This is a genomic window from Streptococcus sp. HMSC34B10 (assembly GCF_001839505.1).
Lineage (GTDB): Bacteria > Bacillota > Bacilli > Lactobacillales > Streptococcaceae > Streptococcus > Streptococcus peroris.
In genome coordinates this window covers 40635-55241 of sequence record NZ_KV841553.1, presented here as the reverse complement: position 1 = coordinate 55241, position 14607 = coordinate 40635, and the positions used below count along the sequence as shown (strand labels likewise).

The window sequence follows — 14607 nt, the reverse complement described above, 5'->3', positions numbered from 1 at the left end:
AACTAAGACTTACAAAGGATTATTCTTCAAGAATTAGTATGTATTTTTAAGAACAATAATCTAAAATAGATTGGAGAACAGACATCTTACTTCGGTGTCTGTTTTTCTATACCTAAAAATGTACTTTTGCTCTTCATCAACTTCACCAAACTTTCTTCTAAAATATACATTAAAAAATCTCCTAATGGACTACAATATAGATACCACGATGAACGTTATTCTAGCTTTTTCAATTTTACATAATAAAATAAAGTACATTTTTCAAATAGTCTACATTACTCCTTAAACTCAGTTGTATCAAGGGTTTATCCACTGTCTCGGGAAAAGTACAAAATTTTTTAGTTTTAACATGTAGTAATTTTCAATGAAAACTTTATGTATACAAATAAAAAAAACAATATATTGTGTTTTGCTGAGTCTTTAATAAAAATAATTTTAATTTTTTGTACTTTTTTATTCTATCAAATATCTATCTTAGACTTAAATTTTTTTCATTATTCCATAATTTGGGTTCATCAGGAAAAATATAGTCATGTGTTTTAAAATATTGCTCTCTTACCACATCAATCCACTTATTTAGCATTTTTGCAGCTATTATAGAATCACCAGATGGATATACCATCAAAAGCAACCCCGTAAGTTGCGCTATTGTTATAGCAGAGTGTTCACCAGGTATTGTTAGTCCATAATCAGTATGCCCTACACTTATTTTCTCTTCCCCGTCCATTAGACCTAATCGATTAAATGTGCCTTGTGATGATGCATGTGTGACTTCATTAGAGATTCGATATGGTTGTTGCCATAATTCTGATGGGAAATTGGATTTTTTTCTGATATCGTCAAAACTTATATATCTCTTTTTAGGACTAAATTCACCACAAGCTCTTGCCCATTCATAACGATCTTCTGTATTATGTGATGAAATATAAGCTTCAGCAACTTCCTCTCCATATTCTGAAATAAACGACGCAATAATATTTAATTCGTAAAGTGAACGCCATCTAGAATACGCACCATCAGCAAATCCATTTTTCATTAAAGTGATTATCTCTAAAAATTGTTGTAGACCTCTTCCGTGTATGTATTTTAAGGCTGTGTATTTATGAATAGATTTTTCTCTCTCCTTGTTATCAATTTTATTTACATAATCAGAATAATCTTTTACAGATTCAAGAACCATCATATACATGGTCTCAGATGTAGCAAACGCATTAGACCACTTTTGCTCTATTCTTGCAATTATTTCTGTTTCCTCTCCTCTAAACAGTAACGTATTCTCATGCATTATCATCTTAGCATCTCTTACCATTTGATTTGAAGTGTCATTAATCATTTCTAGATATAATCCTGAAAAATCAGCCTTTTCATATTTTTCATAAAATTTATCAATTTCAGATTGATTTTTTAATTCTTTTACATGTTCTACGAGAATTTCTTTTAGTGTATCTTTAAAAAACTGTCCAAATTTATCGGCCATTATAGCTCCTACCTTTTTAATAGTTTATACATAGTATTTATTGCAATAATCTTCTAGTCTAAAAGAAAATAAATTAGAAAATCTTGTATTTTACGTTTAGAAATAGCGCATCATCTATCATTAATTATACCATCAACAAAATAAAAATCTATATCTTGTGTTAAGTAGGAACATAAATAAGTTTTAAAAAAATGTACAATTGAACCACCACTTCTTCTGCACTTATTAGAGTAAAAAATGTACAAAATAATCCCTTAAATCAGATGATGTTATGAACTAGAAAACATACAAAATACCACTCCAGAATAATGTACAAAATAAAAATAAAGTACACTTTTTAAAGAATGTACTTTATGCTTCTAATTCAGTTGTATCAATGGTTTAGCTCTAGTTAAGTCAATTGTACATAAACTTTTAGTTTTATAGGAATGGATAAAAAAACCAAAAAATTTTTAAGCCAATTATACTCAATTATGTACTTTATTTAAGTGAAAACTAAAAATCGTTCAAATGTACATTAACTTTTATTTTTTCTATCAATGTTTAAATAACTTTTACATAAACTTATAATTTTCTCTAAAATCAATAAAATCCAAATCAACAAAGTGATTTGGATTTTTAACACTCTATTAAATGTTCAAAATTATTCTAAATACTATTTAATATGTTTTATACTTTACTTTGCTAGACATTACTAGATAACACGATGCAACAATAACAATAATTCTGATTAGATACATTCCGTAATGGTCGTCACTAATAGTCAATTGAGAAAACATATTAATCATTGAATGTGTCATTACACAAATCCAGAGATTCTTTGTTTTTAAATAAAGAGCTGAAAGAATAAAGGAATTTGTTAGTAATCCAAATAAAAAAGGTACTATTTGAAGGTTGGCTAGAGAACCATCTATATAAAAGAACAATAAATGCCAAATTGACCACATGATAAATGTTAAAATTGTCGCTTGAAAATAGTGAAACTTTTCTTGTAAAATTGGCTGAAATACGTATCTCCAACCAATTTCTTCCAAACCTCCAAATATAATAAATTTAAAAAACATCAGAATAGGAAGATACCAGATAAATTGTACGATTTTCCCCCCAAAAAATAGAAAAGAGAAATCAAGAATAATAAGAAAAAATGCTAATAAATAATGTTTGTAACTGGTCTGAATGTTAAAAAAATCTTTTATTATCTTCTTTAAGTCAATCTCATAATACCAAATAGCAACAATACTTCCCCATAAGGCTGTAGAAATACCACCTATCATTACTCCGAAAACATTTATTAGATCAGAATGAACAGCATAATAATTGCAGAAAAATACAACTAAACAAACTAATAATAATTGGCTAAAAGTCCCCAGTAAATAAACTGCAAGAGCTTTATTTCTACTCATATCATCTCCCTTTAATTATTTTAAATATCCTAAAAAATAAATACTTAACATAAATTAAATTATGTAACAAATACATTCTCTAATCTTTTTGTTCTTAAAAATTACATAACTTAAATTATGTTTTTATAGTAGCAAATCTTTAACTTTTCCAATTTCATTTTTTGGGATGACAAGGTGAATCGTATCTCCTACGTATAATTTGCTCGTTCCGTTAACTGTTTGCGTTTTACCGTTATGTACTTGCGTTGTAATTAAGGTATTGTGTGGGAGGTTTAATTCATGGACTTGTTTTCCTGAAATTTTTTCTGAAACTGGAATTTCGATTAAGGTTACTTCTCCTTGATCTGCAGCTACTTCTTCTGGTAGCAATCTTTCAAGCATAGCTTCGTATACTGGAGCGCCTTTAAGCAAATCCATGACAATATAAGCTACAAGTGTCACAAGACCGAGCGGCATGAGGTTACGAATGTCTCCTACCATCTCAGTAACAAGAATCATAGCTGTCAGTGGAGCCTTTGATATTGCACCAAAATAACCACTCATACCTAAAATCACGAAAATAGGAAATTGTTCAGGGCTAATAAGATCAAAGTTCACGCAGATTACTCCAACAAGAGCTCCTAATAGAGAACCTAAAGCAAGGATAGGTAGGAAAATTCCTCCAGGAAGTCCGCTGCCATAACTAATCATACTCCAAGCAAATCGGATGATGAAGTATAGTAATAATATTTTAAACGGATAATCTTGACTCGTTAAAGAAAGGACTAGTTGATTGCCTCCTCCGAGAACATTTGGAAAATAAACCCCAACCGGAATAATCAAGAGAAAAGCTATAATGGGATAATAGGCTCGGTCTAAGTGGATTTTTTCACCGATCCAATCATAAACAAGTGGAATATTCAAAACTGCTTTTTCGTAGAGAAAACCAGATAATCCAAGGAAAATACCCATCACCAGATAAATCCAGTATTGATCAAGAGTCATCAGAGGGATATTGTCAGGCATATCCAATACAGGCGTTAATCCAAAAATCAAGAGGGAGATAAAGTTAGCAACGATACTGGCTGCTAAAGCAGATACCCAAAAGACTCTTGAAAAATGATGATAGACTTCCTCAACAACAAACAATAATGCGGCTATAGGGGCGTTGAATGCAGCAGCTAGTCCAGCAGCTGCACCACTTGCAATGAGAGAGCGCTCTTCTAAGGGACTTGATTTTAGCCATTTTGCAATCCCTTTTCCTCCCATGGCGCCTAGTTGGATACTGGGACCTTCACGTCCGAGCATGAGTCCTCCACCAATTGCTAAAATCCCAAGGATGTATTTTTTCCAGAGGATACTCCACCAGTTAAGAGACATAAGTCCTTTTAATTCAGCCTCTACTTGAGGGATCCCGGAACCTTTTATATTTTTTTCTGAACGTGTCAGTTTTGCTCCTAGCCAAATAATAAAAACATACAGGATAACAATCATGCCAATATTCTGCAAAAGATGTTGCTTATCTTGGTATAGTCCTTGAATAACATGAAATCCTTTTTCAATTGAAAAGCGAAACGAACCAACTATAGCTCCTACCACAAGCCCTACTAATATTCCACGTACGACTTGTGACAATATTGAACTAGAAGCAAATTCAAATTCTTTTTTAGGGCGTAGTATTTCTGATTTAATCTTCATAACAAGTCACTTTTCCCTTCTTCTGAGATGAATGATTTGATTGGTTCAAAACTTCGTCTATGAATGGATGTTATACCGTATTGTTTTATTCCTTCTAGGTGTTTTGCAGTACCGTAGCCAGCATTGTGTTCAAAATCATAACCTGGAAATTGCTGTCCGTAGGCAACCATAAGATCATCTCTGGTAACCTTAGCAACTATAGAAGCCGCAGCAATGGATAGGGAGTTGGCATCTCCTTTGATGATGGATGTCTGAGAAATCGGCAAATCCAATTTCATAGCATCTATCAAAAGATGCTCTGGTTGAGGTTCAAGTTGAGAAATAGCCTCTTTCATGGCTAATTTAGTCGCTTCATAGATATTAATTTGGTCAATGATATGATTATCCATAATCCCGATACCGATTGCTAGGGCATTGTCTTTAACAGCTTGAAAAACTTCTCTATGCTTTTTCTTGGGTATTTGTTTGCTATCGTTTAGACCTTTGATTTTACAATTTTTCGGCAGAATAACTGCTGCAGCAACGACAGGTCCAGCCAAAGGGCCACGACCAACTTCATCGACACCTGCAATTAGGTTAAAGCCTTGTGCGTAAAGCTCTTTTTCATAAGATAACATACCTTCTAAGCGCAGATTTTCATCCATTTCTGCTTGGATGGCCTTTTTACGCTTTTCAATTTCCTTTTGGACACCTGAACGAGAATCTTTTTCAAATTCCTTAAATAAGGGACTTTCAAGTTCTCTTATCTTTGCTAATGCTTCTTTGATTTCTTTAATCGTTGCCATTGAGGTCATCCAATGTATCTAATGTATAGTTGCCCAGTTTTCCATCACGAACTTCCTTGACGAAAAGGTTGTAAAAACGATCGTAATCATCACGGAAACCAAGGATACGAGTCATATCCATGATAATTTCAGGAGCCTCATCGTCCAGATTCATTTGTTTAAAACGCTCTTGAAGCTTATCAGGATAATGTGTTTTAAAGTAATTGAGACCGAAAATCGTCACTTCATCCATTGGAAGCAACTGATCTTTGATGGCTCCAGTAAGGGCAAGTTTAAGAGCAACCGTTTCATCTTCGAATTTTGGCCAAAGAATCCCTGGAGTATCCAAGATTTCCAAATCTTTATTTGTTTTGAGCCATTGTTGACCTTTTGTCACACCAGGCTTGTTACCAACTACAGCAATCTTCTTACCAGCCAAACGGTTCATCAGTGTTGATTTTCCAGCGTTTGGAATCCCAATAATCATGGTACGCAGGGTTTCAATTTGAATGCCTCGTTCCTTTTGACGAGTAATCTTATCTGCCATGAGTTTTTTGGCAGCGTCTGTCACGACTTTAACTGTAATTTGCTCTTTAGAGTTGATTGCCAGTGTTTGAATGCCTTGTGATTCAAAATGCTGACGCCATTCTTTTGTTGCAGTCGGATCAGCAAGATCTGCCTTGTTTAGAATCAATAGTCTTGGTTTATCTCCGATGATTTTAGTCAGCATTGGATTTTGGCTGGACAAGGGCAAACGTGCATCCACTAAAACTGTCACAAAATCAACAAATTTTAAATTTTCCTGAACCTGACGTCGTGCCTTGGACATGTGGCCAGGAAACCATTGAATAGTTGCCATTCTATTTCCTTTTCTTCATACAAACTTATTCTATAAAACATAGATGATTACTGACTATTTTACCATATTTTAGCTGTTTTTGCAGATGATTTGTGTCTTTTAAAAAGGGAAATCCCCCTTTACCGAGAGGAAAAGAGGGATACCATTCTTATTGATGAACAGCTTGTGCTGCTGTGATAAGAGTTAATTTGTAAACATCGTCAGAGTTACATCCGCGAGAAAGGTCATTTACCGGTTTGTTAAGTCCTTGTAGAACAGGTCCAACAGCAGCAAATCCACCAAGACGTTCTGCCATCTTGTAACCAATGTTACCAGCTTCGATACCAGGGAAGATGAAGACATTAGCTTGTCCAGCTACATTACTTCCTGGAGCTTTAAGAGCGGCAGTTTCTGGAACAAAGGCAGCATCAAATTGCAATTCACCATCAATTTCAAGGTCTGGACGCAATTCATGAGCGATTTTAGTTGCTTCAACAACCTTATCAACACTTTCTCCAAAACCTGAACCCTTAGTTGAATAGCTAAGCATAGCAATCTTAGGTTCAATACCAAACATTTTAGCTGTGATAGCTGAGTTAATCGCAATTTCAGCTAAGGCGTCAGCATCTGGGTTGATGTTGATAGCGCAGTCACCAAACAAGTAACGTTCAGTGCCACGAACCATAAGAAAGGCACCTGATGTACGGCTAACATTTGGACGAGTCTTGATAATTTGAAGAGCTGGACGAACGGTCGAAGCTGTTGAGTGAATAGCTCCTGAAACCATACCATCAACCAAGCCCATATAAACTAACATCACACCAAAGTAGTTAACATCGTTGATGAGTACTTCTCTCGCTTCTTCTTCTGTCATTTTTCCTTTACGACGTTCCACAAGAGAAGCTACCATTTCTTCGAATTGTGGAAAATGTTCTGGATTGATAACTTCGTAACCATCCGTAACACCTTCAATTTCAAGATAAATTCTAATCTTGTCAGGGTTTCCTAGGAGGACAGGAATAACTTCTGTTTCTTTTACCAAACGCTTTGTTGCTTGCAGGATACGTGGTTCTTCACCTTCAGGTAGAACGATGCGTGCGTTTTTACCAACTAGGTTGGCTTTCAAACTTTCAAAAACTTCCATGAGTTTTGACTCCTTTTAAGATAAATTATTATTTGATAACTGTGTAATAAGTGTGTCGAAATCATCCGGCAGTGGGCATTCTAGCTCCAACTGCTCTTCTAAGAAAGGATGATAGAACGATAAGTAATGGCAATGTAGAGCCTGGCGTTCGATGCCATGTTCTAAGCTTCCCCCATAAAGATCATCTCCAAGTAACGGAAAACCAATATGCGAGAAATGAACCCGAATCTGGTGGGTTCTTCCGGTGTGGAGACGAATATCAACTAAGTGAATATTCCCATAAGATGCCACGATTTGATAGGACGTATGGGCATATTTACCTCCCTTTGCTACCCGCCTAGTGATGATAGAGTCTTCATCACGGGCTATGGGTGCAATGATTTCTCCCTGAGGTTCCAGATGACCATCTCCCTTGACTAGGGCGTAATAATGCTTTTCAATAGCCTTTTTTTGCAACTGTTTATCTAATCTGGCATGCGCATAGCCGTGTTTAGCAAAAAGCATCAAGCCCGATGTATCTCTATCAAGTCTCGTCACGATGTGGACTTGTTGATTCTCATAGTTTTGTTTGACATAGTAACCCTTTATAAAGTTGGCAATCGTATTAGAATGATTGACACTGGGAATTGATGCAACACCAAAGGGTTTGTTGATAATCAAGAAATGATCATCTTCAAATAAAATGTCTAGAGGATAATCAATTGATTCAAGTGTCTCAAATCCTTCCTCTGGCGGAATATCGATGACAACTTCATCACCAATATCTAGGAGATAGGTTGTATTCTGCGGACGTCCATTGACTCGAATATCACCGCCTCTAAACTTAATCTTAGCAAGTAAACCTTTGGAAACTTCATGTTTTTTCAGAAAGGTTTTTACCTTGACATGTTCGTCAGCAATAAACTGAAACCTCATTCGTCCACCTCGCCAATAAAGGCATCTTTAACACGATTCCAAAAACTGGTGTGGCTTGGTGTAGCTACAAAATGAATCTTGTGGTGGTCAATCTGATACTCTATTTTCTCAATATTTCGGAAAGAATAGATACTATTGTCGACCGAGATTGTGTGATAGTCATTTCGAGTTGGTATCAATTCTATCTTGTCTTTTTTAGGTACAATAATTGATGAACCAAGTGTTCGGTAAATTCGATTATTTAGACTAGCAATTTCAGCCAATTGCAAAGCTTCTATCGTAGGATGTAGGACTGCTCCACCTAGCGATTTATTATAAGCTGTACTTCCTGTTGGTGTTGAAACTGTAAGACCGTCTCCACGAAAACGTTCAAAGGGAACATTGTTAATAATAACATCTGCAACCATAGTGCGATCAGACCGACGAATACTAGCTTCATTTAGGGCTCTAAAAGACTTGATCTCACCATTTTCGAGAAAGACTTTGACATTTAAGAGCGGATAAGAAACACGAGCTCCATTATCTAACTGTAAATTTGTGACCAATTGGTCCAATTCAAAATCTCGATAGTCCGTATAAAAACCTAAGTGACCTGTGTGAACTCCAATAAACCTGACCTTATCTAGTTGGTTTTCGTACTTGTGAAAGGCAGACAACAACATGCCATCTCCACCAATAGAGATGACAATATCTGGATTTTTATCATTGAGGATAAAATTATTCTTTTTTAATCGTTCTTTTAATTCGAAAAGAACTTTTTGACTCTGAGGTTTACGGTTGGCAATTAGGTCAATTCGTTTACCTGTATTCTTCATCGGTATCGTCACTGTTTCCTACCCCGTCATTTAACTTTCTATACAAAGGATCAAAGAGCGCTTGTGCTTCTTGGATATCCGCACGTATTTTACTCATTTCTTCATCCAGTTGATGAGAAATTCTCGCCGTAATTTCTAGCCTTTCTTTGATTTCCTTCGGGAAATCTCCTTGGTATTTATAGTTGAGTGAATGTTCAATCGTAGCCCAAAAATTCATAGCCAAGGTACGAATCTGAATTTCAACAAGAATTGTTTTTGCGCCATTAATCGTATCAACCGTGTACTCTATAATCAAATGATAAGAGCGATAACCAGAGGCCTTACGGTGAGTGATATAATCACGTTCTTGAACAACTCGCATATCCTGTCTTTTACGAAGGATAGAAACCACTTCATGTACATCCTCTACAAATTGAACCATCACACGTAAACCTGCAATATCTTGCAAATCTTGTTCCAACGTATCATAGCCAATCCCACGACGCGCCATTTTTTCTTTAATACTTTCAATCGGTTTAACACGACCTGTGACAAACTCGATTGGAGAATGTTTATTTTGTTTGCGGTATTGTTTTCGAATACCTCGGAGTTTTATCTTCAGCTCTCCGACAGCCTGAATGTAAGGATCTAAAAATTCTTCCCATTCTGTAATCATATAACTATAAGGTCCAACTCTCTACACTTTAATTGATCTAATTTTTGATTTTCCATTGAAAATCTTATACAATAAATACAATACTTATTATACCATAAATCGCTTTCAAATATAAAGAAAAGGTTATAAAAATGAAACATTTAGAAATTGAAATGAAAACACTTCTGACCGAGGTAGAATATCAAAAATTGAAAGATCACTTTTCAGAAGTTAAGCCCGTCACACAAAGAAATTACTACCTAGATACGCCTGATTTTTACCTTCATCAACATAAAATCGCCATGCGTATTCGTACTTTTGCTACAAGTGCAGAATTAACCATAAAAATCCCTCAAGAAGTTGGTAATATGGAATACAATCAAGCCCTCACTCTTGACGAAGCCAATGCTTGTCTTGAAGAATGTAAACTTCCTCAAGGAATGATTCTTGATGAGTTATCAAATCGAGGTGTTTCAACAAGTGGTTGGATTGTTCTGGGTTGTTTAACAACTTTACGTTATGAGAAAGAAACAGCCATAGGACTCATGGCTCTCGATCAAAGTAGCTACTTTGATGTTATTGATTATGAGTTAGAATTGGAAGTTGAAGATGGAGAGCAAGGAAGTCGTGATTTTCAAGAGTTTTTAAAGGAAAATGGAATCCAATTTAAGAAAGCACCTTCTAAATTAGTACGATTTATCAAAAATATGAAAAAATACTGAAATTATCTCCTTTTTTTGATAAAATAGAGTAGACAAAATATGATAAAATCTGTGAAAGAAAACACTTCCTTTGAAATTGTTTTTTTCGCTGATTTACTTAGTTTATAGAGGACGGTTTATCGATGTCAGATACAAAAAATATGAAGCTTTTTTCACTTTCATCCAATCATGAAATAGCTCAAAAAATTGCAGATGCTTCCGGTGTTCCACTTGGAAAACTATCATCCCGTCAATTTTCAGATGGTGAAATCCAAGTCAATATCGAAGAAAGCGTTCGTGGATATGATGTTTATATCATCCAATCAACGAGCTTCCCAGTGAATAACCATTTAATGGAACTTTTAATTATGGTAGATGCCTGCGTCCGTGCTAGTGCAAATACCATTAATGTTGTACTTCCATACTTTGGATATGCACGTCAAGACCGTATCGCTTCTTCTCGTGAACCTCTAACAGCTAAGTTAGTTGCAAATATGTTGGTAAAAGCTGGAGTTAGCCGTGTATTGACTCTAGACCTTCACGCTGTTCAGGTTCAAGGATTCTTTGATATTCCAGTTGACAACCTCTATACAATTCCACTTTTTGCAAAACATTACTGTGATAAAGGGTTGACAGGTTCAGATGTTGTTGTCGTAAGTCCTAAAAACTCAGGTGTAAAACGGGCTCGTAGCCTTGCTGAATACCTCGATGCACCGATTGCAATCATTGACTATGCTCAAGACGATTCCGAACGCAGCCAAGGTTACATCATCGGTGAAGTTGAAGGTAAGAAAGCAATCTTAATCGATGATATTCTTAATACTGGCCGTACATTCTCTGAAGCAGCTAAAATCGTTGAACGAGATGGAGCAACTGAAATCTATGCGGTCTCAAGTCACGGACTTTTCGTTGACGGTGCTGCAGAGTTACTGGATGCAACTAGCATCAAAGAAATCTTGGTTACAGATTCTGTTGTGACAGAAAGCAAAAAACCTAAAAACGTACAATACATTACTGCAAGCGACTTGATTGGTGATGCCATGGTTCGTATTCATGAAAGAAAACCAGTTAGTCCCCTATTTAAATTTAAATAGAAATTAGGTGAGTTTTTGATTTATTTGGATAATGCTGCTACGACACCCATGTCATCTGCAGCTATCTCAGCGATGACTCAAGTCATGCAAGAAACATATGGGAACCCTTCTAGTATCCATGGTCATGGACGCCAAGCAGGTAAATTATTACGTGAAGCACGTCAAGAGTTGGCAAATATATTAGGAACAAAGCCACAACGGATCTTCTTCACCTCCGGTGGGACAGAAAGTAATAATACTGCTATCATCGGTTATTGTCTTCGTCACCAAAATCGTGGCAAACACATTATTACTACTGCTATTGAGCATCATGCTGTACTTGAACCAATCCAATATCTTGTTGAAAACTTCGGGTTTGAAGTAACTATTTTAAAACCTGAGAATCATGAAATCACAGCAGAACAGGTCAAAAAAGCGCTTCGTCAAGATACCATCTTAGTTTCAACTATGTTTGCAAACAATGAAACAGGAACTCTATTACCTATTGCTGAAATTGGTGAAGTTCTAAAAAATCATCCAGCTGTTTATCATGTAGATGCGGTTCAGGCAATTGGTAAATTAGAAATTCATCCAGAAGAATTAGGGATTGATTTTCTCAGTGCTTCGGCTCATAAATTTCACGGTCCAAAAGGTATCGGCTTTCTCTACGCTACTTCTACAGATTTTGATTCCTATCTTCATGGTGGAGATCAAGAGCAGAAAAAAAGAGCAGGAACAGAAAACCTTCCTGCAATTATAGGTATGGTTGCAGCACTTAAGAATGATATCGAACATTTAAAAACTAACTTTGAAAAAGTTCAACAATTAAAAGACACATTCTTAAATGAAATTGCTGAGATTGACTATTATCTCAATCAAGGGAAAGACCAACTCCCTTATGTCCTCAATATCGGATTTCCAGGTCAACGAAATGATCTACTACTACTCCGCCTAGACCTTGAAGGTATTTCTATTTCAACTGGTTCTGCATGTACTGCTGGTGTCGTTCAGGTCAGTCATGTCCTTCAGGCACTCTACGGAGAAAACTCTCCTCGCTTGCACGAATCCGTTCGCGTCAGTATCTCACCTCAAAACACAGAGCAAGAAATGATAACTCTTGCTAAAATTCTTAAAAATATCATCGGAGGATAACTCAATGGCATTCGAACAAACCATTAAACTAAAAAATTGCCGTTACGATTATACACTTAGCCCAACTGTGAAAAAGTTTACTCTAAAAGATAATACCTTTTTTGAAACTAAAGTCGGTAACTATGAATTGACACGTCTTCTTGAGAAAGTTCCAAATAGTGGAGAAGGTTTCCAACTGAAAATTATTATCAACAAAGACCTAACAGGCGCTAAAATAAATATTACAGATAAATTTGGCCTACGTTTAGTTGATATCTTCAAATCAGAAGAAACTCATATCCACCAAGAGAAATTCTACTTCTTGATGGATAGTCTTGTTGAACGTGGAATATTTACCAAAAGTGAAAGATAGAAGGTCATTATGTTTCGATTAACTTACAAGGACGCTTATCATGTAGAGCGAGTACATGAATTTGAAAATCTTGAATCCCTTATGCTATCCCTTTCAGGCTGTGTGACTCTTCCAGATACAACTGTTATAACATCTCTAACGCATAATGGGGCTGAAATCTATCAAGGACTTCTTGGTGACCTATACCGTTTTTTAACAAAGTATCAAAATAATATCTAAACTAAGATTTTTCTTAGTTTTTTTTCGTTATTGTTGATTTTTTCACAATCTTTCTATAAAATAGTAAATAGAAAGGTTGTGATAATATGAAAGAAAAAGAGTCTACTATTCCTAAAGCAACAGCGAAGAGACTTTCTCTCTACTATCGTATCTTTAAAAGATTTAATGCTGAAAAAATCGAAAGAGCTAATTCCAAGCAAATTGCAGAGGCGATTGGTATCGATTCTGCAACTGTTCGTCGTGACTTCTCCTACTTTGGTGAACTTGGTCGACGAGGATTTGGCTACGATGTTAAAAAGCTCATGAACTTTTTTGCTGACCTTTTAAATGATAATTCTATTACAAATGTTATGCTAGTTGGTATCGGTAATATGGGTCATGCTCTCCTTCACTATCGATTTCATGAACGTAACAAGATGAAAATTGTTATGGCTTTTGACCTAGATAATCATCCAGAGGTTGGCACTCAGACTCCTGATGGTGTTCCAATCTATGGAATATCTCAAATAAACGAAAAAATAAAGAATGCTAATATCAAGACAGCAATTCTTACCGTTCCTAGTGTTAAATCTCAAGAAGTTGCTGAATTATTAGTTAATGCTGGTATCAAAGGTATTCTCAGTTTTTCACCTGTTCACCTACATCTTCCTAAAGACGCGGTTGTTCAGTATGTCGATCTTACAAGCGAACTTCAAACTCTCCTCTATTTCATGAGGAAAGAAGATTAGAAAGTGTAAATATTTATGAACAAACCAATTATTGGGATTACAGGAAACGAAAAAGCCCATCCAGATGATGAGCTTATGATGAGTTATGCTGCCAAAGGCTTTGTTGAAGGAGTTAAGGAAGCTGGAGGTATCCCCATTATCCTACCGATTGGTGATGAAGAATTAGCTAGTTATTACATCAGCTTGATTGATAAACTTATCCTAACAGGTGGTCAAAATGTTGATCCAAAGTACTATGGCAAATCAAAAACTATTGATAGCGACGACTACCACCTTCAAAGGGATATTTTTGAGCTAGCACTTATCAAAGAAGCCATTGAACAGAATAAACCAATTTTTTCTGTCTGTCGAGGTACTCAACTCTTTAACGTTGCTATGGGTGGAACCCTTTATCAAGATATCGAAGACCATTGGCAAGACACTTCTGCTGAATATACAACTCAGAGACTTGTTACTGAACCAGATACCATTCTTCGAGAAATCTATGGAGAAATCTCTCATATCAATTCTTTTCACCATCAGAGCATTAAAGATTTGGCACCTAATCTAAAGATTGTAGCACATGATCCTAAAGACGGTATTATTGAGGCTGTTACAACTACAGATGGTTTTCCTTATCTCGGTGTTCAATGGCATCCAGAATTTCTCTTTGAAAATCGCCCCAAAGACAAAAAACTTTTCGACTATGTCGTCAATGAACTGTAAAGCAGTTAGA

Annotated in this window: 16 protein-coding genes; 7 read left to right on the top strand and 9 right to left on the bottom strand. The window is 35.7% G+C overall.

Annotated elements, in window-relative coordinates:
* Nucleotides 1-469: 469 nt before the first annotated feature.
* From HMPREF3237_RS04615 to HMPREF3237_RS04575, 9 genes are all read right to left on the bottom strand, one after another.
* Nucleotides 470-1477, bottom strand: a complete 1008-nt coding sequence (locus HMPREF3237_RS04615; RefSeq protein ID WP_000763879.1) for a DUF5677 domain-containing protein — start codon at nt 1475-1477, stop codon at nt 470-472.
* 659 nt (nt 1478-2136) lie between these two features.
* Nucleotides 2137-2880 carry a CPBP family intramembrane glutamic endopeptidase gene (locus tag HMPREF3237_RS04610; RefSeq protein ID WP_006145558.1) on the bottom strand — a complete coding sequence of 248 codons (744 nt, stop codon included), beginning with the start codon at nt 2878-2880 and terminating at the stop codon, nt 2137-2139.
* 123 nt (nt 2881-3003) lie between these two features.
* Nucleotides 3004-4557: a ClC family H(+)/Cl(-) exchange transporter gene (locus HMPREF3237_RS04605; RefSeq protein WP_070889004.1), complete on the bottom strand. Its 1554-nt coding sequence runs from the start codon at nt 4555-4557 to the stop codon at nt 3004-3006.
* Nucleotides 4554-5342, bottom strand: a complete 789-nt coding sequence (locus HMPREF3237_RS04600) for a ribonuclease HII (RefSeq protein ID WP_070889065.1) — start codon at nt 5340-5342, stop codon at nt 4554-4556. Before HMPREF3237_RS04600 ends, HMPREF3237_RS04605 begins: the two co-directional genes overlap by 4 nt.
* A complete protein-coding gene (gene ylqF, locus HMPREF3237_RS04595; RefSeq protein ID WP_070889003.1) occupies nt 5329-6180 on the bottom strand; it encodes a ribosome biogenesis GTPase YlqF in 852 nt (283 codons plus the stop codon). The genes HMPREF3237_RS04600 and ylqF overlap by 14 nt, the downstream gene beginning before the upstream one ends.
* A 148-nt stretch (nt 6181-6328) precedes the next feature.
* Nucleotides 6329-7303: a phosphate acetyltransferase gene (gene pta, locus HMPREF3237_RS04590; RefSeq protein ID WP_070889002.1), complete on the bottom strand. Its 975-nt coding sequence runs from the start codon at nt 7301-7303 to the stop codon at nt 6329-6331.
* Between the two features lie 15 nt (nt 7304-7318).
* Nucleotides 7319-8218 (bottom strand): RluA family pseudouridine synthase, encoded by a 900-nt coding sequence (locus HMPREF3237_RS04585; RefSeq protein ID WP_070889001.1) that lies wholly within the window; start codon nt 8216-8218, stop codon nt 7319-7321.
* Nucleotides 8215-9033, bottom strand: coding sequence for an NAD kinase (locus tag HMPREF3237_RS04580; protein WP_070889000.1), 819 nt, complete (start codon nt 9031-9033; stop codon nt 8215-8217). Before HMPREF3237_RS04580 ends, HMPREF3237_RS04585 begins: the two co-directional genes overlap by 4 nt.
* Nucleotides 9017-9688, bottom strand: coding sequence for a GTP diphosphokinase (locus tag HMPREF3237_RS04575; protein WP_070888999.1), 672 nt, complete (start codon nt 9686-9688; stop codon nt 9017-9019). The genes HMPREF3237_RS04580 and HMPREF3237_RS04575 overlap by 17 nt, the downstream gene beginning before the upstream one ends.
* Nucleotides 9689-9819: 131 nt before the next feature.
* Between HMPREF3237_RS04575 and HMPREF3237_RS04570 the strand changes: the two genes are divergently transcribed.
* The 7 genes from HMPREF3237_RS04570 to HMPREF3237_RS04540 all read left to right on the top strand — a co-directional run bounded on the left by HMPREF3237_RS04570 (nt 9820) and on the right by HMPREF3237_RS04540 (nt 14597).
* A complete protein-coding gene (locus tag HMPREF3237_RS04570) occupies nt 9820-10389 on the top strand; it encodes a CYTH domain-containing protein (RefSeq protein ID WP_070888998.1) in 570 nt (189 codons plus the stop codon).
* A gap of 122 nt (nt 10390-10511) precedes the next feature.
* Complete coding sequence (locus HMPREF3237_RS04565; protein WP_070888997.1) at nt 10512-11462, top strand: ribose-phosphate diphosphokinase; 951 nt, start codon at nt 10512-10514, stop codon at nt 11460-11462.
* Between the two features lie 15 nt (nt 11463-11477).
* The gene (locus HMPREF3237_RS04560; RefSeq protein ID WP_070888996.1) at nt 11478-12593 is read left to right on the top strand and encodes a cysteine desulfurase family protein; all 1116 of its coding nucleotides are present in this window, start codon (nt 11478-11480) and stop codon (nt 12591-12593) included.
* Nucleotides 12594-12597: 4 nt separating this feature from the next.
* A complete protein-coding gene (locus HMPREF3237_RS04555) occupies nt 12598-12945 on the top strand; it encodes a DUF1831 domain-containing protein (RefSeq protein WP_006145543.1) in 348 nt (115 codons plus the stop codon).
* Nucleotides 12946-12954: 9 nt separating this feature from the next.
* The gene (locus tag HMPREF3237_RS04550; protein WP_070888995.1) at nt 12955-13164 is read left to right on the top strand and encodes a DUF4649 family protein; all 210 of its coding nucleotides are present in this window, start codon (nt 12955-12957) and stop codon (nt 13162-13164) included.
* A gap of 86 nt (nt 13165-13250) precedes the next feature.
* Nucleotides 13251-13892 (top strand): redox-sensing transcriptional repressor Rex, encoded by a 642-nt coding sequence (locus HMPREF3237_RS04545; RefSeq protein ID WP_070888994.1) that lies wholly within the window; start codon nt 13251-13253, stop codon nt 13890-13892.
* A 15-nt stretch (nt 13893-13907) separates the two neighbouring features.
* A complete protein-coding gene (locus HMPREF3237_RS04540) occupies nt 13908-14597 on the top strand; it encodes a gamma-glutamyl-gamma-aminobutyrate hydrolase family protein (RefSeq protein WP_070888993.1) in 690 nt (229 codons plus the stop codon).
* The last annotated feature ends 10 nt before the right edge of the window (nt 14598-14607 follow it).

What these genes read in the sequence shown, in the direction of transcription:
- HMPREF3237_RS04615 (WP_000763879.1), bottom strand. Translation starts at nt 1,477, where the DNA reads ATGGCCGATAAATTTGGACAGTTTTTTAAAGATACACTAAAAGAAATT.
- HMPREF3237_RS04610 (WP_006145558.1), bottom strand. Translation starts at nt 2,880, where the DNA reads ATGAGTAGAAATAAAGCTCTTGCAGTTTATTTACTGGGGACTTTTAGC.
- HMPREF3237_RS04605 (WP_070889004.1), bottom strand. Translation starts at nt 4,557, where the DNA reads ATGAAGATTAAATCAGAAATACTACGCCCTAAAAAAGAATTTGAATTT.
- HMPREF3237_RS04600 (WP_070889065.1), bottom strand. Translation starts at nt 5,342, where the DNA reads ATGGCAACGATTAAAGAAATCAAAGAAGCATTAGCAAAGATAAGAGAA.
- ylqF (WP_070889003.1), bottom strand. Translation starts at nt 6,180, where the DNA reads ATGGCAACTATTCAATGGTTTCCTGGCCACATGTCCAAGGCACGACGT.
- pta (WP_070889002.1), bottom strand. Translation starts at nt 7,303, where the DNA reads ATGGAAGTTTTTGAAAGTTTGAAAGCCAACCTAGTTGGTAAAAACGCA.
- HMPREF3237_RS04585 (WP_070889001.1), bottom strand. Translation starts at nt 8,218, where the DNA reads ATGAGGTTTCAGTTTATTGCTGACGAACATGTCAAGGTAAAAACCTTT.
- HMPREF3237_RS04580 (WP_070889000.1), bottom strand. Translation starts at nt 9,033, where the DNA reads ATGAAGAATACAGGTAAACGAATTGACCTAATTGCCAACCGTAAACCT.
- HMPREF3237_RS04575 (WP_070888999.1), bottom strand. Translation starts at nt 9,688, where the DNA reads ATGATTACAGAATGGGAAGAATTTTTAGATCCTTACATTCAGGCTGTC.
- HMPREF3237_RS04570 (WP_070888998.1), top strand. Translation starts at nt 9,820, where the DNA reads ATGAAACATTTAGAAATTGAAATGAAAACACTTCTGACCGAGGTAGAA.
- HMPREF3237_RS04565 (WP_070888997.1), top strand. Translation starts at nt 10,512, where the DNA reads ATGTCAGATACAAAAAATATGAAGCTTTTTTCACTTTCATCCAATCAT.
- HMPREF3237_RS04555 (WP_006145543.1), top strand. Translation starts at nt 12,598, where the DNA reads ATGGCATTCGAACAAACCATTAAACTAAAAAATTGCCGTTACGATTAT.
- HMPREF3237_RS04550 (WP_070888995.1), top strand. Translation starts at nt 12,955, where the DNA reads ATGTTTCGATTAACTTACAAGGACGCTTATCATGTAGAGCGAGTACAT.
- HMPREF3237_RS04545 (WP_070888994.1), top strand. Translation starts at nt 13,251, where the DNA reads ATGAAAGAAAAAGAGTCTACTATTCCTAAAGCAACAGCGAAGAGACTT.
- HMPREF3237_RS04540 (WP_070888993.1), top strand. Translation starts at nt 13,908, where the DNA reads ATGAACAAACCAATTATTGGGATTACAGGAAACGAAAAAGCCCATCCA.